Here is a 19552-nt window from a genome sequence, read left to right as displayed (position 1 = left end):
ACCTACTCCTCCTTTCGAAAGAGCGCAGCGACGGACATCACTGCTGTAAGCAGCACAGCAGCTTCGCCCAATGTGTCGAAACCACGGTAATCAAATACTATTGAAGTAACTACGTTGTTAGCTGCACATTCGCTTTGAGCGTTAGCTATGAAATAATCGTCCATGCTGGAATCTCTGGGCTCTCCAAAGGGATGAATATCGAGCAATCCCTGGCAAAAGATCCCCGCGAAGACCACGAAAAAGATCAGAAAAAGCACCCTAGGACCTTTCATCTTGATCGTTCCCCTTTCTGCGCCATCCAAGCGAGTTGCAAGCCCTTAAAGCCATAATATATATGGCGGTAGACAACCCGGCTCCAATAGCAGCCTCAGCTATAGCCACATCCGGTGCCTGGAGAATGTAAAACTCCAAGGAAATGAGGAGGCTCATCACACATGAGGATATTACCGCATTCAGCAAATTATCGAACCATATTGCAAAGAACCCGCTCACTGCAATCATCAGCAATATGAAAATATGACCTGCGTCCATCATGGCTATTTTTCACCTGCCTCTTTCTCGGCCAACCTATCAATATTACCTAGAGGTTTTACTCCACTCCTGTGAGCTGCACGCGCTATGGCATGCGCACCTGTAGGGTTTGTTATCAGAAGTGCAAATATCGCAACTACTACATGGATGGCAAAGGTCATAAACCTGGCTTCACCTGTCATTGCGTATTTAGATATCGCATATACCAGCACTGATAGAGACGTAAATATAGAACCAAAGGTGGTGCATTTTGTCGTTCCGTGAAGACGGGTATATACATCTGGGAACCTATACAACGCAATGGTACCTAGCACATTGAATACCAATCCTATTCCCAAAAATAATTTAATAAGGAACTCCGTCGATCCGCTCAAGCTAAAACCCCCCTTCGATATAACGGGCGATGAACAATGTGCCAACAAAGGACAGGGCAGCATACACTATAGCTATATCTACCATGACGATGGAGTCATATACAGCTCCAAGAATTATCATCATCGCCACAACAAAGGTATTCATGGTATCCAAAGCTACAACCCTATCGGGAACGGTGGGCCCCATCACCAAACGAACAGACATGGAAAAAACGGAAACACTTAGAATCAGGAACGCAAATACAAACGTACTCACGACTCAACCACCCTCTTTGCCCACTCCTCAAAGGAGCCATAAATATCCTCGCCTGTCGGCTCGACTTTAGTGATATTAATCCAGTGTATGTAATAGGTACCGTTGTTTTCGTCTACATCGACCGTTAAAGTGCCAGGAGTCAATGTTATGGAATTGGCCAACATGGTCATCGCGTAAGAATTTTTCAAAGAGGTTTGAACGCGTACGATCCCTGGATTGATCTTTCCGGTGATCACTCTGTAAGCCACATCGAGATTTGCCTTCGTCATTCCCCATAAAAAGGGGCCAAAAATAAACGCGATTAGCTTAATCCATCGATCCGGCCGCAGAGCCGTTAATCTGTATAATCCCGGACTCCACGAACGACAAGCCAAAGTGATTACTACACCTAAAGCAACTGCTATCACCAACTCGTTTAGGGGAATTGCCCCGCCCGACCAAACAATAAGCAAATACATGACAACTGAGGCTACGAAAATAACCATATGACGCACACCCCCTCTTGGTCCTGCTTAAAAGCGAAAATCATAATGTATACTGCGCAATGAAAAACTTTAAACCACAAACAACAATAAGTTTAATTAAATATATTTATTTTACAAACATTTTATATTTTAAATAACGACTTATTTTACCACTATTTCAACCAAAAATAAAAAATACGTGCCATTATAATGCAACACATATTAGACTGACCTAATTTCTTTTCTCATAAAGGCCAGGTATGACACGGCAAAGCACACTATAGATGCTGCAATCAGGGCAACAAATTGAGGCCATATGACCAATACGCTTTGGCCAAGCGAAAGTGGGGTCAAGATCAGGCCTTTAAGCTGGCTTTCAAACATCGGGCCAAATACCCTAACGGTGGGATTCAAAAGGGCAATCGATATCTCCTCAAGCAATACCGCCGGCGAAAATCTAAGCAACATAGTCCGCAAACTTTCATGTTTTGCTAACAATTCAGGATCAGATTGCTGAGTTATGGGATATACCTCATCTGCTATGACACCCGCTATCATGTAGACGAAAAAGGCCAAGAATATCCAAAGGGCTATTGACATCAAGGCAGAGGTAGAGCTTTTTTCGAAAACGATGGAAAAAAGAATCGCAAGGCTAGTCCAAAAGGCCACATACAGAACGCAAGCCACAAAAAACAGCAAAGCCCTCATCACTTCTTGGCCATTAGGCACCACTCCAAGCTTTGCGATCGATATTCCTGCGATCATGACCATGATGCTGGCTATCATTATGGCAACGGTGGCTATAGAGGCAAGAAACTTCCCGTTTATTATGACATCACGATAAACTGGTTGAGAAAGTATTAGGCTCAACGTACCTCTTGTGCGCTCTCCATTAATGGCGTCAAATCCAAGGATAATCCCCAGCAAAGGGCCAAAAAAACTGATAAAAAATAGAAATGAAGGGAGACCTCCCCCTGCCGAGGTAAACAAGTTCAAAAACAGATATTCCTCACTTAAGAATTGCTCCTCGCCTAACGCTCCCGAAGCTGTGTATGAAGAAAACAATCCTGTTATCACAATTATTAAAGTTATCAGCATAAAGCGCCTGCTTCCGAATTGATCCGTTAATTCCTTGAGGAACACTGGCAGCAAACCATTCATTTTTCCGATCACCCCTCTCGGAAATAGCGAATGTAAATTTCTTCCAGGCTGTACTCCTTACCCTTAACCTCTATAGGAAGAAATCCCCTCATGACAACTTCTCGGACTATATCAAGCTTTCTAGTTTCATCAAACTTCACAATTATAGTGTTGTTTGCGATTCTTTTTTCTGTTATGCCTTCTATTCCATCGAGCTTCTTTAATGCTTCTTCATTAATGAAACTATATGTCAACTTCATAACGCCCTCTCGTTCGCCCAAGACCTGTCTTCCGATATCTTCTATGCTTCCTTGAGCTACCATCTTGCCCTTGAACATTATTCCCACTCGATCGCAGACCTGCTGGACTTGATAAAGGAGATGGGAGCTCAGCAAAATGCTTACGCCCATCTCCCTGCTCATCCTACGTATAAGATCCAGCACCTGTTCCGTGCCTTCGGGGTCTATGCCAGTCGTAGGTTCGTCCAAGATCACAAGCTTTGGATCTTTTATCAAGACAGAGGCTAATCCAAGCCTTTGTCTCATCCCCTTAGAATAGGTGCCCACCAATTTGTCTCTTACATCCAAAAGACCTACCGTGGCCAAAACCTCATCGATCTTCTTGAGTGCCACGTCCTCCTTAATACCGTTAAGTTTAGCTAGATAGAGTAGGTTTTCTTTGGCCGTCAAATCCTCGTAAAAACCAACGTTTTCCGGCAAATAACCCGTAATTCTCTTCACTTTTAGGGGTTCCTTGGTTGGGTCATATCCACAAATGCGAACGACCCCAGATGTCGGCTCAGTCATCCCCAAAAGCATAAGTATGGTCGTCGTCTTTCCGGCACCGTTAGGTCCCAATAACCCAAAGATCTCGCCTTGAGCTACGCTAAAGCTTACGCCATTAACGGCTCTAAAACCATTGTAATCCTTTACCAGATCCTGGGCTTCGACCACGACATTCATATTTACCGCCTCTTCAGCTTAGCAAATATCCCAAACAGCAAAGCTATTACCACTACGATAACGCCAACGCCTATCCATCCCCACGTGGTTGGCACTTTAACTGTTGCCCTAAGCTCTATGGTTCGTTTGTCCTGATCACCAGCTGCGGTAAGGACTACCTGATAGTCGCCAGGGATAGTCCTTTCGGGGGCTTTAAAGGTGATCTGAATTGTCTCAGGTTTTTCCGTCTTGGCCAGCGGCTCAAGCACTCCCAGCTTGTCGGGCTTAAAGGTTATCTCCCAATCCTCAGGCTTGCTTGTGACCAAAAAGGATATATTTTCGATGGGAGCGGAACCTTCATTCCAAACATAAAATATCTGTTGGCTTTCCTTGCCCGCCACCATGTCGAAGTTAAGCCTTCTAGTTTCAGGAGCAATTTGGAGCTTATAAGTGCCCTCCACTTTAACCTTGAGGTTCAACTTTGTATCGCTATTTCCAACTTTAGCGTGAAATTCTAGAGGATACTCTCCCTTTTCTGCCTCTATGGGAGGAACAACAGTGAAATTAAGGGTCTCGCTCGAGTTCGCACTGATCTTTATCGAGTTTACTCGCTTATCGGTCTCCCATCGCGGAGTTATATAGGAATTCCAGCCAGATGGGGCTACAGTGACAAAATCCACCACCGTATCCTTGTCGGAGTTGTTGTTGACCTTAATCTCAAAGCTAATAGGTTGGCCGGCAGCGCCTTCCAGGACAGGATATTTGGACTCCAGCTCTATTAGTTTCCCAGCCCCCGCATTTACGGCTACTTTACCGCCCTTAAGATATACATAGATCGGATATTCCCTCACAGTCCCACCGCCTGAAGCCTTTACCACAAACCTATAATTCCCGGGATGTGCGTTATCCCCTGGTTTAATGTGCAATTTTATGTTGACTTCTTTGTTTTCGTTATTTTCACTTCCGCTTCCTGCGTCCAAGCGGACCCGGTTAACTCCAAAACCGCCCCATTGAGAGCTAACGAATTTGACATCCCAGTTTTTGGCTTTGGGGTCGCGCTCCAGATCGAGCTTGACTTCCATTTCGGTGTTAGTTGGATTTCGAAAACTGACATCTATGTAGACCTCATCTTCCGTGCCCATCTCTATACCGGTAAACGGAATATGAACAATAAAACTCCCTTGCTGAGCAAAGGCCTTATCGTAGGCACATAAGGGAAATAACAAACCAACTATAAAAATCATCAGAAATATAGAACGAAATTTTTGTGCATTAGTTATCATATTCATGAATGTCCCCTCACCCTCCAAAGTTGGTTGAGTTCATATCAATGGAAAGGATACCCCACTATTTTCGAAAGTTCAAGGAGATTTAAGGATCTTTACAATAAAAAACGGCCCTTGCAATCTTGCACAAGGACCGTTTTTATTTTCTGGTGGAGGCGGGGGGAATCGAACCCCCGTCCGACAAGGGCCAGCCGTGAAGTTCTACGGGCGTAGTCCCTGTTTTAGGTTTCGGCTAAGCGCTCTCCCAGGGACAGGATCGCGTTAGCCTATCCTCCTGCGGTGTCCCCTTCAGGCAGGGAGGAACTGCCTGAAAGCTAGCCACCTTTTGTGACGCCTGTCGACGCCGCGGTGGCGACGGCATCGCAAGCGTGACCGCTAACTAAGCAGCCAGTGCGTAATTTTCGTTGGCACTTATTGTTTTCCCGCCTGTTTTACGAGGCTTGCGGGGACCTCGGCCCGCTCCTCACGACCCTCCACATGCCGTCGACACCATTCGCCCCCTTAACGTTTTGCGACCTTTCGTGCCCTTTCCATTTCAATGCGTGCATCTCTTTCAGCGATAGCATGACGTTTGTCGTAAATCTTTTTACCCTGGGCCAAAGCCAGTTCAACCTTTGCCCATTTACCGTCTTTTATGTATATCGAAAGCGGTATGAGAGTTAAGCCTTTCTGTTGTGTTTTGCCGATAAGCCTTCGAATCTCATCTTTGCGAAGCAACAACTTCCTTGGCCTTAAAGGATCGTGATTGTAGTAAGTTCCTTTCTCATAAGGTGATATATGGACGTTATATAACCAGCATTCACCATTTTCTATCTTGGCATACCCATCTTTTAGATTAACCCGCCCTTCCCGTACCGATTTAATTTCGGTTCCAGTAAGGACGATGCCGGCTTCGAATGTCTCTAATATAAAATAATCATGACGAGCTTTTCTGTTTTGGGCAATTATCTTTTTGTCCATCACCTTTCCTCCAATGCAAAGTATACCGAAACCCGCTAGAATAGTCAATATTGATCAAAAAAATGGTCGGGGCGAGAGGATTTGAACCTCCGACCTCCTGGTCCCGAACCAGGCGCGCTAACCAGGCTGCGCTACGCCCCGAACGCGATCATATTATCATTAACAAGCACGGCTTTCAACCACAAGTTTCTAAAAATCTCGCAGTAACCCATCGAACTTAACCCGACCTGGTAGATCAAAGAAATTGCGCCAAGCCTCGTTGGACTACTGCATGTATTAACTTTCCTTTTGCCACCTTTTGTTTCGACGTTTTAACTGCACTTTTGATCTCAGGCAACACTTCTTCGACAAGCCTTTCATCATTTCCATGAATGGTAACGACGCTTTCACCGCTACTAACGTAATCTCCAACCTTTTTATTGACGACCATGCCAACGGCAAGGTCAATTTTATCTTCCTTTTTAGCTCTTCCCGCACCAAGCTTCATGGCGCACAGCCCAAGCTTTTCCGCATCCAGCTCCGAAATATAGAAGTCTTCCTGAGCCTTTAACTCATACTTTATCTTTGCTTGGGGCAACAAGGAATAATCTTCTAAAGCGTTAATATCACCGCCTTGCGCTTTCACCATCTCCTTCAGTTTGTCCATCCCTCTTCCACTCACCAAAGCATCTTGCAACATCTTTGAGGCAATATCAAAACTTTGCGCTATACCAGCTAAAATAAGCATATAGCTACCAAGAGCCAGACACACTTCCATCAACTCGGATGGCCCTCTGCCCTTTAAAGCCTCACATGCCTCTATTACTTCCAAGGAATTACCTATTGCCCTGCCCAGAGGTTGATTCATGTCCGTCAAAACTGCCACCGTACGCCTGCCAGAAGTTTCACCGATGTTTACCATCATCTTAGCCAACGCCATGGCGTCCTTCAAATCCTTCATGAAGGCGCCCTTGCCGACCTTTACGTCCAAAACAATGACATCAGAACCGCCGGCGATCTTCTTGCTCATGACGGAACTGGCTATGAGGGGAATGGAATCGACAGTGGCCGTAACATCTCTTAAGGAGTAAAGCTTTTTATCCGCGGGAACGAGATCGTCAGTCTGGCTTATTATCGAAATTCCAACTGAATTTACGATATTGACGAACTCATCAAGCGTTAGAGAGACCTTCATGCCGGGGATCGCTTCGAGCTTATCGAGAGTACCTCCAGTATGACCGAGCCCCCTGCCAGACATCTTGGATATGGGCGCTCCGCATGACGCGACAAGTGGACACACGACTAAGGTCGTGGTATCGGCCACTCCGCCAGTGCTGTGTTTATCTACTTTCGTGCCTTTAATGCCAGAAAGGTCAACCACTTTGCCAGAACGTACCATAGAATCAGTAAGCGAGAATACTTCTTTCTCGTTCATTCCCCTAAAATACGTGGCCATTAAGAATGCTGCCGTTTGATAATCGGGAATATCACCACTGCAGCAGCCCTTTAGAAAGTAATCTATTTCATCGTCTCCCAGGGGCACACCGTCCCTCTTTTTTCTAATGACATCCACAGCTCTGATCATGAAAATTGCCTCCCATAGGCTTTATTTTTTTATCTTATATGAATCAACGTAAATTGCACCTTCGATAGTAGTTTCATAATAATTTATACGGTATAATTACCATTAAGTATACTACCTTAGGGGGAAATGGTTTACATCCGAAGAACAAGGGGGGGAAGCCATGAAGCGGCTTGCAGCTTATCCGGAACGATGCGTAGGATGCGAAAGCTGTATGTTAACTTGCTCCAAGACTTGGTTCAAAGAAGAAGATAAGGAGCTGTCCAGAATCAGGGTGACACAGGGCGATTCGGGGTACGTGATTAACGTATGCAACCAATGCGGTGTGTGTATCGATACCTGCCCCACTCTAGCCATAGGTAGAGATGCTCAGGGAGTTGTCAGAATTGACGAGAGCAAGTGCGTAGGATGCCTTATGTGTGCCGGGTTTTGTCCAACGGAAAGCATGTTCACTGCCGATAACAAGGAAAAACCCTTTAAGTGTATAGCCTGCGGCATCTGCAGTAAGATATGTCCGCCAGAGGCACTAGTATTGGAGCAAGATTAGCGAAAGGGGGAAAATTTAATGGACAAGATGAGGCTCCTCGCAAGATGGGAATACAAACCTGTGAATATTTATAGAGGATACGCCGGAAGGACGCTTTACGTTAACATCAGCAATTTTAGCTTCGAGGAAAGACCCGTATCTGAAGATATGAAGGAAAAGTTCATAGGAGGAAGGGGCTTTGGCCTTAAGCTGCTTTGGGACGCTGTGAAGGATACGACAAAATGGAACGATCCCGAAAATGAAATTGTAATATCAGGGGGACCTTTGTGTGGAATAACCCAGTACCCTGGTTCAGGCAAATGTTATACAGTGTTTATCTCACCATTAACGGAGCAAACATACGATAGCAATGCTGGCGGTTACTTTGGCCCGCTACTTAAATTCTCGGGGTGGGATGCACTGGAAATCCAGGGAAAAGCCGATCGCGACATCGTCGTCTTCATCGATGGAGATAACAATAGAGTTGAGATTTATGAATCGCCCTTTGAAGAAGTAAATGCCGTTACGGTGACCGAAGCCTTGCATGAATATTTCGCGGAAGACGAGGAGGATAAGCGAAACATATCGGTGGTGTCTACCGGCAAGGGCGCAGAAAACAGTTACTGGGGATGTCTTAACATGAGCTTCTACGATCTCCGTCGAAAGACACCTCGTCTAAAACAAGCCGGAAGAGGCGGAGGCGGCACGGTCTTTCGCGACAAAAAATTAGCAGCTATCGTGGTCAAGAAAAGAGGCATTGGGCCCTCGAGCAATAACCCAGCGGACCTAACCACACTTCAACGGGTTGGCCTAAAACTCCACAAGGAGATTCGAGACCTTGATGACCAGCAAAACAAGATGCGCAAGGTTGGTACTCCACATTTAAACGAGATAATGAACGAATATCACCTCCTCCCAGTGCATAACTACAAGTTCGGCCAACACAAGGACGCCTCAAAGATCCACTCAAAGGTCTTTGAACGGATATTCACCCAAGGAATCCCCGATGGATGTTGGTATGGATGCTCCATGGCTTGCGCTAAAGCTGCCGATAAATTCGAGCTCAAAACCGGCCCCCTAAAGGGCAGGAAAGTTACGGTAGATGGACCTGAGTATGAGACCTGTGCCGGTTTAGGTTCCAATATTGGCGTTTTCGATCCCGAATGGATCATCGAGGCCAACTTCTACGCCGATCATTACGGACTGGATACCATATCCTTGGGAACGGGCATAGCTTTCGTGTGCGAATGCTACGAGCTTGGTTTCCTTAACAAGGAAATCACTAACGGACTTGAGTTGAAATTCGGGGCAAAGGATGACATCATGGAGCTAATACACAGGATGGGGCGTGGCGACGACGAGTTTGCCCGCATTGTTGGCCTTGGTATCCACCGGATGAAAAAGATATTTGCCGAAAAGTATGGAGCTCCTAGCGATGTTCTCGAAAACATAGGCATGGAAGGTCAAGGCCTGGAGGTATCGGAATATGTACCAAAGGAATCTGTCGCTCAATGGGGCGGATATTTCCTCACGCTAAAAGGACCGCAACACGACGAGGCCTGGCTGATCTTCATGGACAGAGTGAACAAGCAATTACCCACGTTCGAGGATAAGGCCGAAGCTTTGCATTACTTCCCCAACTTCAGGCTATGGTTTTCTTTGGTGGGCTTGTGCAAACTACCATGGAACGACATTGAGCCAGCCGACAACGCCATCAAATATAAAGGCATTGAAGCTGCCAAGGTGCCTGAACACGTCCAAAATTACGTAGACCTTTTTAACGCCGTGACCGGAAAGAAAATCACCAAGGAAGAGCTGATAATACAATCCGAAAGGGTTTACAACTTCCAGCGGGTCTTTCAGTTAAGGCTAGGCAGGGGGACTCGAAAAGACCACAACATCCCCTTGCGGGCAATAGGGCCGGTGTTTCCCGATGAATGGGAAGCAAGAAGCGACTACTATGACAATGAGCTGAAAGCTGCAGGCATCGACCCCGAAAATCTCTCGACGGAGGAAAAGATCAAAAAGCTGCAAAATTACCGTTTGTCCCAATGGGAGCAGCTCGTCGATGCCGTATACAGGCGCAGAGGGTGGAACAAAAACGGCATACCAACAATCGAGACGTTAAGGCGTTTGGGGATCGACTATCCGGAAGTTGTTGAGGTAGTAAAAAGACACCTTAAGCCCGAGGATGAATGGGAAAGTTAAGGAGGGGCAAACATGATAAAGGTAAACGGCGAGGAAATGGAGTGGCATCCAGGGATGACCGTCAAGGATATCCTGGAAGCCAAGAAATTTATATTTCCCATGATTGGGGTTTGGATAAACGACAAACCGATTCCTCGCGACAAATTTGAGACTACCGTTGTTAATGACGGCGACGACGTCCAGGTCATCCACATGATAAGCGGCGGGTAAAATTGGTTACTAATTAAATAGTCTGCTCGATAATGAAATAGCTTATAAAGATTTGAGGTGCTCTAGTGGAAATTTGCCGTTAGAGCACCTCATTTAAAAATCATAAGGCAGAGGGGGTATTGATAATGGGCACGAAGGAAGAGCCTAGACCAAGTATCATCGATTCTTTGGTTTCAATAGGGCTGCTGGTAATTGTGATGGCAGTATGCCTTGCCGTCTACCATACGGATCCCCACGTTCCGCTGATGATGGGATCGCTTTTTGCGAGCATCATCGCCCTAAAAGTCGGATACAAATGGAAGGACATAGAAATGGGCATGATGCAGGGTATTACTCAAGCATTACAAGCGATAGTCATATTGGCAATCATAGGAGTTCTTATAGGAGTTTGGATAGAAGCAGGCGTAGTACCCTCCATGATTTACTATGGACTTATGATAATTTCTCCAAAATTCTTTTTAGTTGCAACTCTATTAATTTGCTCGATAGTATCCCTGGCCACCGGGACGTCATGGGGTACCATGGGCACAATGGGAATTGCACTGATGGGCATTGGGGCCGGGCTTGGAATACCGCCTGCTCAAACTGGCGGTGCCATCGTAAGTGGAGCCTACTTTGGCGACAAAATATCGCCTTTATCGGATACGACTAACTTGGCTCCTGCCATGGCTGGCACCGATATATTTACACATGTCAAACACACAATTAAGGTGAGCGCGGTATCCTATCCTTTGTCTCTTTTGATATTCTTTCTTTTGGGAATGAGGTATTCCTCTTCAAACATGGATATGTCTCAGATAAAGGCTATTCAAGATGCGCTGTCGGCGCAGTTTAACATCAATCCTCTTCTATTGTTGCCCCCGCTCATTGTCATAATCTGCATAGCACTGAAGGCTCCTGCAATCCCAGGGATAACGATCGGCATCATAGCCGGAGCCATAGCAGCATTCATATTTCAGGACGTCAATTTCGGCAACATAGTAAACGCTGGATATGGAGGTTATGTGAGCCAATCAGGCAACGCCATGATAGATGGACTTCTTACTGCCGGAGGGCTCACGGGAATGATGTATTCGATATCCCTTACCATAATAGCAATGATGTTTGGAGGCATAATGGAAAAGACAAAACAACTCGAAGTATTGGTAAATGCTCTTCTCAAAAAAGTTAAGACCGTTGGAAATCTGGTTGCAGCAACTGCAGCTACATGCATAACATCAAACATGCTGTTGCCGGAACAATATATTTCAATAGTCCTGCCTGGTCGCATGTATGCAAATGCCTACAGAAAGATGGGGCTTCATCCCAAAAACCTTTCAAGAGCCCTGGAATGCGCTGGAACCGTAACCTCGCCATTGGTTCCATGGAACACATGCGGTGCTTTCATAAAGGGAACGCTGGGCATAACTCCATTCCTTTATGACCCCTATGCGTGCTTTAACTACCTAACGGTACTGACATTACTCGTTTTCGGTTATTTTAATATAACTATGACCAGAATTGATGAAGAACCTGAAACGGTCCTCCAAATTAACCAATTGACCGAATAATAACAGCTATAATAACCATAGAGGGGCAACTTGCCCCTCTATGTAACTATGGCGTCTTTCCTTCGTCGTTTCCCTTTGGCAGATTGTTATTTCTCTTTTTATGCCTTTCCTTCCAAAGCAGGCCACGCTTTTCGTCACCGCTTATTTCCTTAAAGAGAGGAACCTCCGTCCACCCCCAAGGCGTCAGAAGGAGAAACCTTATCGATACGCCTATCTTTGCAAGTGCCTTTATATGCTTTGAGTACTGAAGCACCTCACTCAAATCCCAGTTTTCTCCTAAGATCCATATCCTGCGGCAAATACCGCGGGCAAACAAGGCTGCATGATCAACGGCCCATCTTATTGCCTCATCGTTATCTATAGGGGTAAACGATAATATAACAGCCTCTTCACGATTGCATTCCTCAATCTCGGGAGTTATCAAATCGGCATATTCTTTAATCCATGCTAATTGCTCGAGCAAATATTGAGGATCATCGAGATCATATCCTTCAGATGCAAGCTCCTCTACCCTTTTAACCTCCTCACCGTCAGACACAAATCCCCACATAAACCCCTGCATTTGAGAGAGCAATCTCTCGATGAACGGCGGATAGTCTTGCAATGACATCATCTTGAGCAAGTCCTCCACATAAACTTGTTCATCATCGTTTGCATTATGCTTATCTTTCTTACCTGCCATGGCTTATACACCTCCTGCCATCATATGCAACCGATGGCCGAACGAGAATAACATAACGGGAACAAAATTTCCAGTAGAAAAAATACTACTTTTGAAGCAAAATAAATATAAGCATACCTTAGAAAGGAGATTATATCTTATGACGTCTTACACGCTCAAGAAAAATCTGTCCCAACTGGTGATTATAGATGTCCAGGAACGTTTGCTGCCAAACATAACAGGCAATGAATCAATTATAAAACACATTAAGCTTTTATTAAAAAGCGCACAACTGCTGTCTATCCCCATAAAATACACTGAACAGTATCCTAAGGGGCTTGGCCATACAGCTTCGGACATATCATGCCTCCTTGCTCCCGAAACGCCTCGTTTCGAAAAGGTGCATTTTTCCTGTTGCGATGAACCGGGATTCATCGAGTTCTTGGGCAAAGAAAGGGAACAAATAGTATTGGCCGGCATAGAAACCCATATATGCGTATTAGCTACTGCCCTTGATCTGTTAAAGGAAGGTTACTCCGTGATAGTGGCATCGGAGGCATCGGGTAGCAGGCGTGAGCAACATCACCTAGCAGCCCTTGGAACGCTTTCTCAATGTGGCGCCCTTGTATTGCCAACTGAAAGCATAGTTTATCAGTGGCTTGGCGTATCTGGCACGCCAGAATTCAAACAGCTGTTACCCTACTTTAAGGAGCAATGATCATATGCAGCAAAACCGGCTCTACGATGGGGCATTTTTAAAGTTTCTAGGTACCGGAGGAGCAAGGTTTGTGATGATTAATCAAACCCGCTCAACTGGTGGTATATGGTTGGGGCTTTACGGATATCATGCCATAATCGATCCGGGACCAGGTTCGCTGGTCAGAATTTGTGAGGCTGGCAAACCCTTTAACCCGGAAGATATAGAAATGATCATCTTAACCCATAAGCACCTGGACCACAGCAACGATATAAACGTCATGATAGAAGCCGTTACGCATGGAGGTTTTAAAAAGCGGGGAACGCTCCTCTTGCCAGAAGACGCCGCCTTGGGAGAAGGGCGCGTGTTACTTTCCCATTACCACTCGAAAATAGGATGCATTAGCTACTGGCAGGACAAAAAAATGGTGTACATACCCGATGGAAATATTGAAGCTATCAAGCTCATACATCACGGCGTAGAGTGCTATGGTTTCATATTGAGACATTCTAAATTGAAAACTCTGGGGTTTATCAGTGATACGCGATATGACGAGGAAATCATAAGAAGGTATAGCGATTGCGAGCTTTTAGTAGTCAATATGACATTTCATCACATTAGAAATGGAATAGACCATTTAGCCGCAGACCACATAGCATTGATAAGAGATATCATTGCACCTAAGGCTATTATACTGAATCACTTTGGTAAAGGCGTGATAGAGGCCGGGCCGGAAAAAATAGCCCATAACTTGACAAATGACAGTTGTAAGGTAATAGCGCCATTTGACGGACAGGAGTTTGATTTAGAGGATATCGAGTCTAATTTATGAGGAGGATAATTTATGTCAACTGAATGGCATCGCGCAATCGAGTTACACAAGCGAGTTAAAGGCAAGGTAACAGTGTATCCATCTAGCAGGCTTCGCACGACGGATGACCTTGCCTGCAACTACTTTCCCGGAAGTCTCGCTGTAGCAAATATCATAGACAAGGACCAAGACGCCTCCTTCGAATACACGGGAAGGGGTAATTGCATCTTTGTGGTATCCAATGGGTCTTCCATATTAAATTTTGAAGAGCCAAATCCTTACGCCGTGCTGCCGATACTTGAAGGGAAATGCTTGATATACAAGACCTTTGGGGACATCAACGCCTTCCCTGTCTGCCTTGAAGCCAAAAGCGCTGAGGAAATCGTACAGATGTGCAGGTTTATCACTCCGACCGTAGGCGGCCTTAATTTATCCAACATAACGTCGGTAACTTCCTTTAGGATTTTGGAGGAGTTGCAAAGCACTTTGGACATCCCCGTTTTTTCGGATGACCACTACGGGATAGCAGTAGCGCTTCTTGGAGCCCTTAAAAACGCCTTAATAGTGGTCGGAAAAAAACTTCAAGATATAAAAATAACGATATGGGGGGCTGGCAAGGCAGGCATATCAACGGCACGACTACTCCTTGATGCGGGTGCAAGACAAATCGTCATGGTCAATAGCCATGGAATCCTTACGCCTGCAAACCCATTTATGAACCAGGAACAGGCTAAACTGGCTGAAAGGCTTGGCATAGACGCTGACTATCAAGATCTAAAACTGGCCATGAGCAATGCGGACGTATTTATAGGATTATCGGCCAAGGATGCGCTTGACCCAGATTACATAAAGCTTATGAATAAGGAACCCATTGTCTTCAGCATGGCCATGCCCGAACCGGAGATAAGCCCTGCTCTCGCCAAAGAAATTGGAGCCGCGATAGTGGCAAGCAGCCAATTTTGGACCGCGACGATCAATCCAATCGCCAGTTTCCAGGTATACCCTGGCATAATGAGAGGAGCTCTTGATGTACGTGCCGCTGCCATAACAACAAAAATGCTGTTAGAGGCAGCAGATGGCTTTGCCAACTCCGTAGACCAAAATCGCCTTTCTCCTGACCATATAGTGCCTCCCATATTTTGCGATGAGACAACTCCTCGAATAGCCGAAGCCGTTGCTCAGGCCGCTGTCGAGGAAGGCATAGCGCTGAATCCCATACCTAAAAATAAAGTGTATGCACAAACATGGGAAAGATTATACGGATGGAGGATAGTATAGACTACGACATTTGTCAGCTTCGTAAGCCAAAAGGCGTCCCTTTAATTCGATTCCTTGCGCTCCGCCATAACCTAAAAGTTTGCCGCTTTTACCTATGACCCTATGACAGGGTATAAAGAGGGGCCAGGGGTTACTTCTCAAGATCGAGCCTACAGCCCTTGCCCCTTTTGGCTTGCCGACTAAAAAGGCCACCTCGCCGTAAGTTTTGGTCTCCCCAATGGGTATCTCTCTCACAATGCGATATACTTTTTGGGCGAAATCCGAAATTCTTTTGGTCGTCCCCAATATCACCTCAGGCATTTCGCCATTCCAAATTGCATCCCAAGCTTCCTTCAACCAGGATGGAGCTTCACATTGTGTCAACTTGTCGGTTGGGCCAACACTTAAAATTATCTCATTGCTATATATGACTTCGAAACGGCAAACGGGGCTTCCCAGTACGCATAACGTGGGCACTATGGACCTTGGATCTACTAGAATAATTTCCACGTTTTACCACCACAATCTCGTTATAAGTAATATTGTCCCAACTAGGGTAACGTATATAGAATGCTTCTCGCTTTTCAGCAATACCTCTAACGAAAATGGCCCGCTTATTTCATCTTTTTTTGGCCATCTTCTAATTAAAAGAGCTCCAGTTCTTGCCTTGTATCTAAGATAGCTGTCGCCAAATTTATTTTCCAAAAAAGCTTCTTCATAGGGGATTATCAAAAAGCAGTAGATTATCACAAACGATGTGACAAATAAAGAAACGGACCATCCGCCGGCCATAATGGCCCACCCAAACCCTATTAGACCATTACCAAGATATAAGGGATTCCTGACAAAGGCATAGGGGCCCCATGTAACCAGTTTGGATGCTTTAACTTCAACACCTCTATAAAGCCCAATGGAGCCGGCTGCCCAACATCTTACCATCTGTCCTGCAATTACAAAGATGAGCCCAAAGAATATGCCTTCGCGCGTAGGCTTAGCAAGCAATAAAATTATGAGGTACAGAACAGTCCACAATCCGCCTCTCCATTTAAATGCGACACTTCTTATATCAGTTAAGTTCATCATCCTTGCCTCGCATGATCTTAGACATTATTTCTAACCCTATCATTTCGACCGCCATAACTGCCCCAATAAGGGTCGGTAAATAGTGGACTAAAAAACGCCATCCTATCGAAAGGACCCCCGTCATGTTGAGGGGGAATAAGACCTTGTAAACAGCCACGCCTCCTCCTTCCGCTATTCCGCTGGCTCCAGGAGTAGGAACAAAATAAAGCACAAACAAAAACAACCCTTGGACAAGGATTGTCTTTTCAATGGATACATGCATTCCCAATGCCCAGGCAAGTGCTGGTAAAGTGCCTATTAAAGAAACAAGATATAAGGCTGTCAATAAAACGACCAACAGGAACTTCAAAACCCCACCCCTGAAGAGCAATTTCATGTTTTGTTTATACAGGTCAATTTGTTTGTTTAAAAAACGAACTGTTGAGAGTACGCTCATCCTAAATAACTTCAACCGATCCATCCACAGGGTAACGATCTTCGCGATGCGTTTGACGGTTTCGGATTTGGTTATGCTTACGACTATCAACCCGCCGAACAAAAGCCCAAATATTATTGCATACAAAAATATACCAGTCATAGCTGCGCTTTCCTTTAATACTTCCGGAACAAAAAGAAAAGATAACGGCACGAACAAACCTAACATTAAAACCGTAAAGATAGTCCTAACCAAGGTTAAAGCTACTCCCTTTCCAATGGGAATGCCCTTACCGTGAAGCACATATATTAAAAGGGGTCCTCCGCCACCTTGAAAAGGGGTAATGGCAGAACCAAAGGAATTTAAAAAGACCAATTGAAGAGACGTCTTAAATTCTATGTGTTCTTCCATGATATCGGCTATTACCTGTATGCGAAGGGCATCAGATATCCATCCTACGGCTGATACAATAAAAGCTACAGCAATTCCAGAGCACCTCGCCCTAGAAAGTATATGCCATGTCTCATTATCGCTGGTGTAATACAATGCTAAAGCGCCTACACCTACGGTTAATCCGATGAAGTACAATAAACCCCTCTTCAGCGACAAAGGATCAGGCCTCCCATTTGGCTAGAATCATCTGGGCATCACATATCAATGCAAAATTTAGCGCAAAGCACCTTGAGATGCTATGTAACTGGCTGCTTCCCAGAGGTCAGGTTTTACTATGCAGCAAGGAGGTAACAACAAGTCACAGTCCACTTTAAGGAAGATGCCCTTGCAACCAGCGTTCTGGGCAAGCTGAGCGTCAACCAAAGAATCCCCAATCACCCAAGATCTGGATATATCAATGTCATGTTCACTTGCGGCTTTCTTCAACATGCCCGTTTTGGGCTTCCTGCAGTCACAGTCTATATCATATGGCGGCTTGCCCTCGGTTGGGTGATGAGGACAGTAGTAAAAGGCATCTATCCTAGCACCTTGTTCGATAAACCTTTCCTGAAGGACGCTGTGAACTTGCAAGACAAAGGGTTCGTCAAAGAAACCCCTTGCAACGCCACTTTGATTTGTGACGATTATCAAGAGATATCCTAATGATTTGAGTAGTTTAAGAGCCTTCGGCACATCAGGCAGTATTTCTATTTGTGTCAGAGAAGAAAGATAGCCAACCTCTCGAATTAGCGTCCCATCCCGATCCAGGAAAATCGCAGCCCTCAAAGATTTACTCCTCCTTTGTGGCTATGTCGTGGAGTTCATCAACGTAGGGCTTCATATCCCTGAACCTGGGCAATATCTCTTCCCTTAATCGATAGGCCAATTCAAAGAATTTACCATCCTGGAGGGAGGGCATGGCATCCTCAAGTGAATGGGTTAACGCCTGGCTGGCCTCAATCAATTTTCCGTCAGCTACATTTTCCCCCTTAAGCCCGAGCAACATTATGCTGTTTTGAATGACCTTCATAACCCAGCTGATGCCCTCCATCAATTTGGCCATCAAATCCAGCGCTTCCTGCGTTTCCTCCTTTTCAAGTTTATCGGCAACCAAATCTACACCCTGAATGACGACCGGAATATACTTTTTTGTCTCTTCCAAAGCCTCTATGACCAATTCCCTAACGTCGCGCTTTTCACCGTCAATTTCGACATACACAACCATCGCCCTCTCTCTTTTTTAAGTTGTCTAACCACCATTTCACCATATCTTCAACCGTTCGTTCTAGCGGTATCCTTTGGGTAAAGCCCGTCTCTCTTTTTATCTTGCTCAAGTCGTTCCAATAAATTGGCTCGTCCTTCTCGCGAACAAGGTCTTGGTCGACTACGACTTTTACCCTTACCGGACAACTTTTTAGTACAACTTCCAAGAGCTCTTCAATGGAACAAGGTATTTCACCGGATATGTTATAAGCCTCACCACTTTTGCCCCTCTCTTGAAGGAGCAAAAAGCCTTCTACGGCATCCCTTACATCGAGGAAGGCTCGTTTGGTATGAAGGTTCCCAACACGAAAGATCGGCTCGATAATTCCAAGCTCAATTTGAGCTCGCCTGTAAGTGAAATCGGACACAACTTCTCCTTTTCTTCCGGGACCTACGCAGTTGCCTATTCGAAGCCTTATTATATCAAGGCCGTAGGCATTAAAGTAGGTAAACCCGAGCAGATCCTGGGAAGCTTTGGAAACCCCATACACATGGGCGGGCCTAAAGGGTTGATCTTCTCTAACAGGGGTCTCCGAAGGATCAATAAATCCATATGCGGCTGTAGAAGAAGCTAGCATTATCCTTGAAGATTTTAACCCTAGCTCTACAAGTAACTCAAATAAATTTACCGTGCCCAGTACATTAGTTTCCATGGTGTAAAGAGGTTCTTTAAAGGACACCATAGGATAGCTTTGGGCGGCAAGATGATATACCACATCAGGCCTTACTTCGGCCAAGGCTTCCTTGAGGTGTGGCTTGTATCTTACATCTACATTATAAACTTTGGTAGCTGAGGAAAGGACATTACCAATATCCGAAGTCGGACGAAAGTATGAACCGTAAACCTCATATCCCATTTCAGCCATGTGCTTGGCAAGATGAGATCCTATGAAACCACCGATGCCCGTGATAAATACCTTTTTCAA

24 protein-coding genes, 1 tRNA gene and 1 other RNA gene are annotated in these 19552 nt (G+C 45.3%); 7 read left to right on the top strand and 19 right to left on the bottom strand.

The genetic code is table 11. The annotated features are described in order from the left end of the window. Positions 1-2: 2 nt before the first annotated feature. From mbhE to BUQ78_RS08400, 12 genes are all read right to left on the bottom strand, one after another. Positions 3-272, bottom strand: coding sequence for a hydrogen gas-evolving membrane-bound hydrogenase subunit E (gene mbhE, locus BUQ78_RS08455; RefSeq protein WP_014807284.1), 270 nt, complete (start codon positions 270-272; stop codon positions 3-5). Next, positions 259-534, bottom strand: a complete 276-nt coding sequence (locus tag BUQ78_RS08450; protein WP_074199905.1) for a Na(+)/H(+) antiporter subunit B — start codon at positions 532-534, stop codon at positions 259-261. The genes mbhE and BUQ78_RS08450 overlap by 14 nt, the downstream gene beginning before the upstream one ends. A 2-nt stretch (positions 535-536) precedes the next feature. Beyond that, positions 537-905, bottom strand: a complete 369-nt coding sequence (mnhG, locus tag BUQ78_RS08445; protein ID WP_014807286.1) for a monovalent cation/H(+) antiporter subunit G — start codon at positions 903-905, stop codon at positions 537-539. 1 nt (position 906) lies between these two features. Then, positions 907-1161: a monovalent cation/H+ antiporter complex subunit F gene (locus BUQ78_RS08440; protein ID WP_014807287.1), complete on the bottom strand. Its 255-nt coding sequence runs from the start codon at positions 1159-1161 to the stop codon at positions 907-909. Then, positions 1158-1646: a Na+/H+ antiporter subunit E gene (locus BUQ78_RS08435; RefSeq protein ID WP_014807288.1), complete on the bottom strand. Its 489-nt coding sequence runs from the start codon at positions 1644-1646 to the stop codon at positions 1158-1160. Before BUQ78_RS08435 ends, BUQ78_RS08440 begins: the two co-directional genes overlap by 4 nt. A 201-nt stretch (positions 1647-1847) precedes the next feature. Next, entirely contained in the window at positions 1848-2786 is a 939-nt protein-coding gene (locus tag BUQ78_RS08430) for an ABC transporter permease (RefSeq protein ID WP_074199904.1), read from the bottom strand. An 8-nt stretch (positions 2787-2794) separates the two neighbouring features. Beyond that, positions 2795-3727: an ABC transporter ATP-binding protein gene (locus BUQ78_RS08425; RefSeq protein ID WP_074199903.1), complete on the bottom strand. Its 933-nt coding sequence runs from the start codon at positions 3725-3727 to the stop codon at positions 2795-2797. Positions 3728-3729: 2 nt separating this feature from the next. Then, positions 3730-4995: a COG1470 family protein gene (locus BUQ78_RS08420; RefSeq protein ID WP_074199902.1), complete on the bottom strand. Its 1266-nt coding sequence runs from the start codon at positions 4993-4995 to the stop codon at positions 3730-3732. 144 nt (positions 4996-5139) lie between these two features. Continuing rightward, positions 5140-5493, bottom strand: a transfer-messenger RNA (tmRNA) gene (gene ssrA, locus BUQ78_RS08415). Then, positions 5494-5952, bottom strand: coding sequence for an SsrA-binding protein SmpB (gene smpB / locus BUQ78_RS08410; RefSeq protein ID WP_014807292.1), 459 nt, complete (start codon positions 5950-5952; stop codon positions 5494-5496). It lies immediately after the preceding tmRNA gene. A gap of 63 nt (positions 5953-6015) precedes the next feature. Then, positions 6016-6093, bottom strand: a tRNA-Pro gene (locus BUQ78_RS08405). 94 nt (positions 6094-6187) lie between these two features. After that, entirely contained in the window at positions 6188-7516 is a 1329-nt protein-coding gene (locus BUQ78_RS08400; protein ID WP_200779704.1) for a pyrimidine-nucleoside phosphorylase, read from the bottom strand. Positions 7517-7676: 160 nt separating this feature from the next. Here BUQ78_RS08400 and BUQ78_RS08395 point away from each other — a divergent pair, with 160 nt between their 5' ends. The 4 genes from BUQ78_RS08395 (at position 7677) to nhaC (ending at position 12007) form a co-directional block, all read left to right on the top strand. Continuing rightward, positions 7677-8060: a 4Fe-4S binding protein gene (locus BUQ78_RS08395; protein ID WP_014807294.1), complete on the top strand. Its 384-nt coding sequence runs from the start codon at positions 7677-7679 to the stop codon at positions 8058-8060. Positions 8061-8078: 18 nt separating this feature from the next. After that, positions 8079-10247, top strand: a complete 2169-nt coding sequence (locus BUQ78_RS08390; RefSeq protein WP_014807295.1) for an aldehyde ferredoxin oxidoreductase family protein — start codon at positions 8079-8081, stop codon at positions 10245-10247. Positions 10248-10259: 12 nt separating this feature from the next. Further along, on the top strand, positions 10260-10457 hold the full coding sequence (thiS, locus tag BUQ78_RS08385) for a sulfur carrier protein ThiS (RefSeq protein WP_014807296.1): 198 nt from the start codon (positions 10260-10262) through the stop codon (positions 10455-10457). Between the two features lie 125 nt (positions 10458-10582). Beyond that, entirely contained in the window at positions 10583-12007 is a 1425-nt protein-coding gene (gene nhaC / locus BUQ78_RS08380) for a Na+/H+ antiporter NhaC (RefSeq protein ID WP_074199901.1), read from the top strand. A 46-nt stretch (positions 12008-12053) separates the two neighbouring features. Here nhaC and BUQ78_RS08375 read toward each other — a convergent pair whose 3' ends face one another. Then, entirely contained in the window at positions 12054-12689 is a 636-nt protein-coding gene (locus BUQ78_RS08375) for a hypothetical protein (RefSeq protein ID WP_014807298.1), read from the bottom strand. Between the two features lie 139 nt (positions 12690-12828). Between BUQ78_RS08375 and BUQ78_RS08370 the strand changes: the two genes are divergently transcribed. The 3 genes from BUQ78_RS08370 (at position 12829) to BUQ78_RS08360 (ending at position 15454) form a co-directional block, all read left to right on the top strand. Further along, positions 12829-13386, top strand: coding sequence for an isochorismatase family protein (locus BUQ78_RS08370; protein ID WP_074199900.1), 558 nt, complete (start codon positions 12829-12831; stop codon positions 13384-13386). A gap of 73 nt (positions 13387-13459) precedes the next feature. Then, complete coding sequence (locus BUQ78_RS08365) at positions 13460-14197, top strand: MBL fold metallo-hydrolase (RefSeq protein ID WP_318259652.1); 738 nt, start codon at positions 13460-13462, stop codon at positions 14195-14197. A 12-nt stretch (positions 14198-14209) separates the two neighbouring features. Next, complete coding sequence (locus BUQ78_RS08360; RefSeq protein WP_074199898.1) at positions 14210-15454, top strand: NAD(P)-dependent malic enzyme; 1245 nt, start codon at positions 14210-14212, stop codon at positions 15452-15454. Here the strand turns inward: BUQ78_RS08360 and BUQ78_RS08355 are convergent. Genes BUQ78_RS08355 through BUQ78_RS08330 form a run of 6 tightly spaced genes read right to left on the bottom strand, consistent with a single transcriptional unit; the run spans position 15431 to position 19552 of the window. Continuing rightward, positions 15431-15943: a methylated-DNA--[protein]-cysteine S-methyltransferase gene (locus tag BUQ78_RS08355; protein WP_074199897.1), complete on the bottom strand. Its 513-nt coding sequence runs from the start codon at positions 15941-15943 to the stop codon at positions 15431-15433. The two genes, BUQ78_RS08360 and BUQ78_RS08355, sit on opposite strands and share 24 nt — an antisense overlap. Before the next feature lie 3 nt (positions 15944-15946). Beyond that, positions 15947-16513: a methyltransferase family protein gene (locus tag BUQ78_RS08350; RefSeq protein ID WP_318259589.1), complete on the bottom strand. Its 567-nt coding sequence runs from the start codon at positions 16511-16513 to the stop codon at positions 15947-15949. Further along, complete coding sequence (locus tag BUQ78_RS08345; protein ID WP_074199895.1) at positions 16500-17540, bottom strand: lysylphosphatidylglycerol synthase transmembrane domain-containing protein; 1041 nt, start codon at positions 17538-17540, stop codon at positions 16500-16502. Before BUQ78_RS08345 ends, BUQ78_RS08350 begins: the two co-directional genes overlap by 14 nt. Before the next feature lie 57 nt (positions 17541-17597). Beyond that, positions 17598-18149: a D-glycero-alpha-D-manno-heptose-1,7-bisphosphate 7-phosphatase gene (locus BUQ78_RS08340; RefSeq protein WP_074199894.1), complete on the bottom strand. Its 552-nt coding sequence runs from the start codon at positions 18147-18149 to the stop codon at positions 17598-17600. A 4-nt stretch (positions 18150-18153) separates the two neighbouring features. Further along, positions 18154-18588, bottom strand: coding sequence for a DUF8042 domain-containing protein (locus tag BUQ78_RS08335; RefSeq protein WP_071778405.1), 435 nt, complete (start codon positions 18586-18588; stop codon positions 18154-18156). After that, the gene (locus BUQ78_RS08330; RefSeq protein WP_074199893.1) at positions 18566-19552 is read right to left on the bottom strand and encodes a GDP-mannose 4,6-dehydratase; all 987 of its coding nucleotides are present in this window, start codon (positions 19550-19552) and stop codon (positions 18566-18568) included. Before BUQ78_RS08330 ends, BUQ78_RS08335 begins: the two co-directional genes overlap by 23 nt.

The organism is Acetomicrobium flavidum (assembly GCF_900129645.1).
Taxonomy (GTDB): domain Bacteria; phylum Synergistota; class Synergistia; order Synergistales; family Acetomicrobiaceae; genus Acetomicrobium; species Acetomicrobium flavidum.
The sequence above is the reverse complement of the archived record's forward strand: the minus strand, read 5'-3'. Positions and strand labels throughout refer to the sequence as shown.

Excerpts from the sequence above, each read along its gene's own strand:
- mbhE (WP_014807284.1), bottom strand. The coding sequence starts at position 272 with ATGAAAGGTCCTAGGGTGCTTTTTCTGATCTTTTTCGTGGTCTTCGCG.
- BUQ78_RS08360 (WP_074199898.1), top strand. The coding sequence starts at position 14,210 with ATGTCAACTGAATGGCATCGCGCAATCGAGTTACACAAGCGAGTTAAA.
- BUQ78_RS08350 (WP_318259589.1), bottom strand. The coding sequence starts at position 16,513 with ATGAACTTAACTGATATAAGAAGTGTCGCATTTAAATGGAGAGGCGGA.
- BUQ78_RS08425 (WP_074199903.1), bottom strand. The coding sequence starts at position 3,727 with ATGAATGTCGTGGTCGAAGCCCAGGATCTGGTAAAGGATTACAATGGT.
- BUQ78_RS08450 (WP_074199905.1), bottom strand. The coding sequence starts at position 534 with ATGATGGACGCAGGTCATATTTTCATATTGCTGATGATTGCAGTGAGC.
- nhaC (WP_074199901.1), top strand. The coding sequence starts at position 10,583 with ATGGGCACGAAGGAAGAGCCTAGACCAAGTATCATCGATTCTTTGGTT.
- BUQ78_RS08420 (WP_074199902.1), bottom strand. The coding sequence starts at position 4,995 with ATGAATATGATAACTAATGCACAAAAATTTCGTTCTATATTTCTGATG.
- BUQ78_RS08400 (WP_200779704.1), bottom strand. The coding sequence starts at position 7,516 with ATGATCAGAGCTGTGGATGTCATTAGAAAAAAGAGGGACGGTGTGCCC.
- BUQ78_RS08430 (WP_074199904.1), bottom strand. The coding sequence starts at position 2,786 with ATGAATGGTTTGCTGCCAGTGTTCCTCAAGGAATTAACGGATCAATTC.
- BUQ78_RS08365 (WP_318259652.1), top strand. The coding sequence starts at position 13,460 with ATGATTAATCAAACCCGCTCAACTGGTGGTATATGGTTGGGGCTTTAC.
- smpB (WP_014807292.1), bottom strand. The coding sequence starts at position 5,952 with ATGGACAAAAAGATAATTGCCCAAAACAGAAAAGCTCGTCATGATTAT.
- BUQ78_RS08370 (WP_074199900.1), top strand. The coding sequence starts at position 12,829 with ATGACGTCTTACACGCTCAAGAAAAATCTGTCCCAACTGGTGATTATA.
- BUQ78_RS08375 (WP_014807298.1), bottom strand. The coding sequence starts at position 12,689 with ATGGCAGGTAAGAAAGATAAGCATAATGCAAACGATGATGAACAAGTT.
- BUQ78_RS08435 (WP_014807288.1), bottom strand. The coding sequence starts at position 1,646 with ATGGTTATTTTCGTAGCCTCAGTTGTCATGTATTTGCTTATTGTTTGG.
- BUQ78_RS08395 (WP_014807294.1), top strand. The coding sequence starts at position 7,677 with ATGAAGCGGCTTGCAGCTTATCCGGAACGATGCGTAGGATGCGAAAGC.
- BUQ78_RS08335 (WP_071778405.1), bottom strand. The coding sequence starts at position 18,588 with ATGGTTGTGTATGTCGAAATTGACGGTGAAAAGCGCGACGTTAGGGAA.
- thiS (WP_014807296.1), top strand. The coding sequence starts at position 10,260 with ATGATAAAGGTAAACGGCGAGGAAATGGAGTGGCATCCAGGGATGACC.
- BUQ78_RS08390 (WP_014807295.1), top strand. The coding sequence starts at position 8,079 with ATGGACAAGATGAGGCTCCTCGCAAGATGGGAATACAAACCTGTGAAT.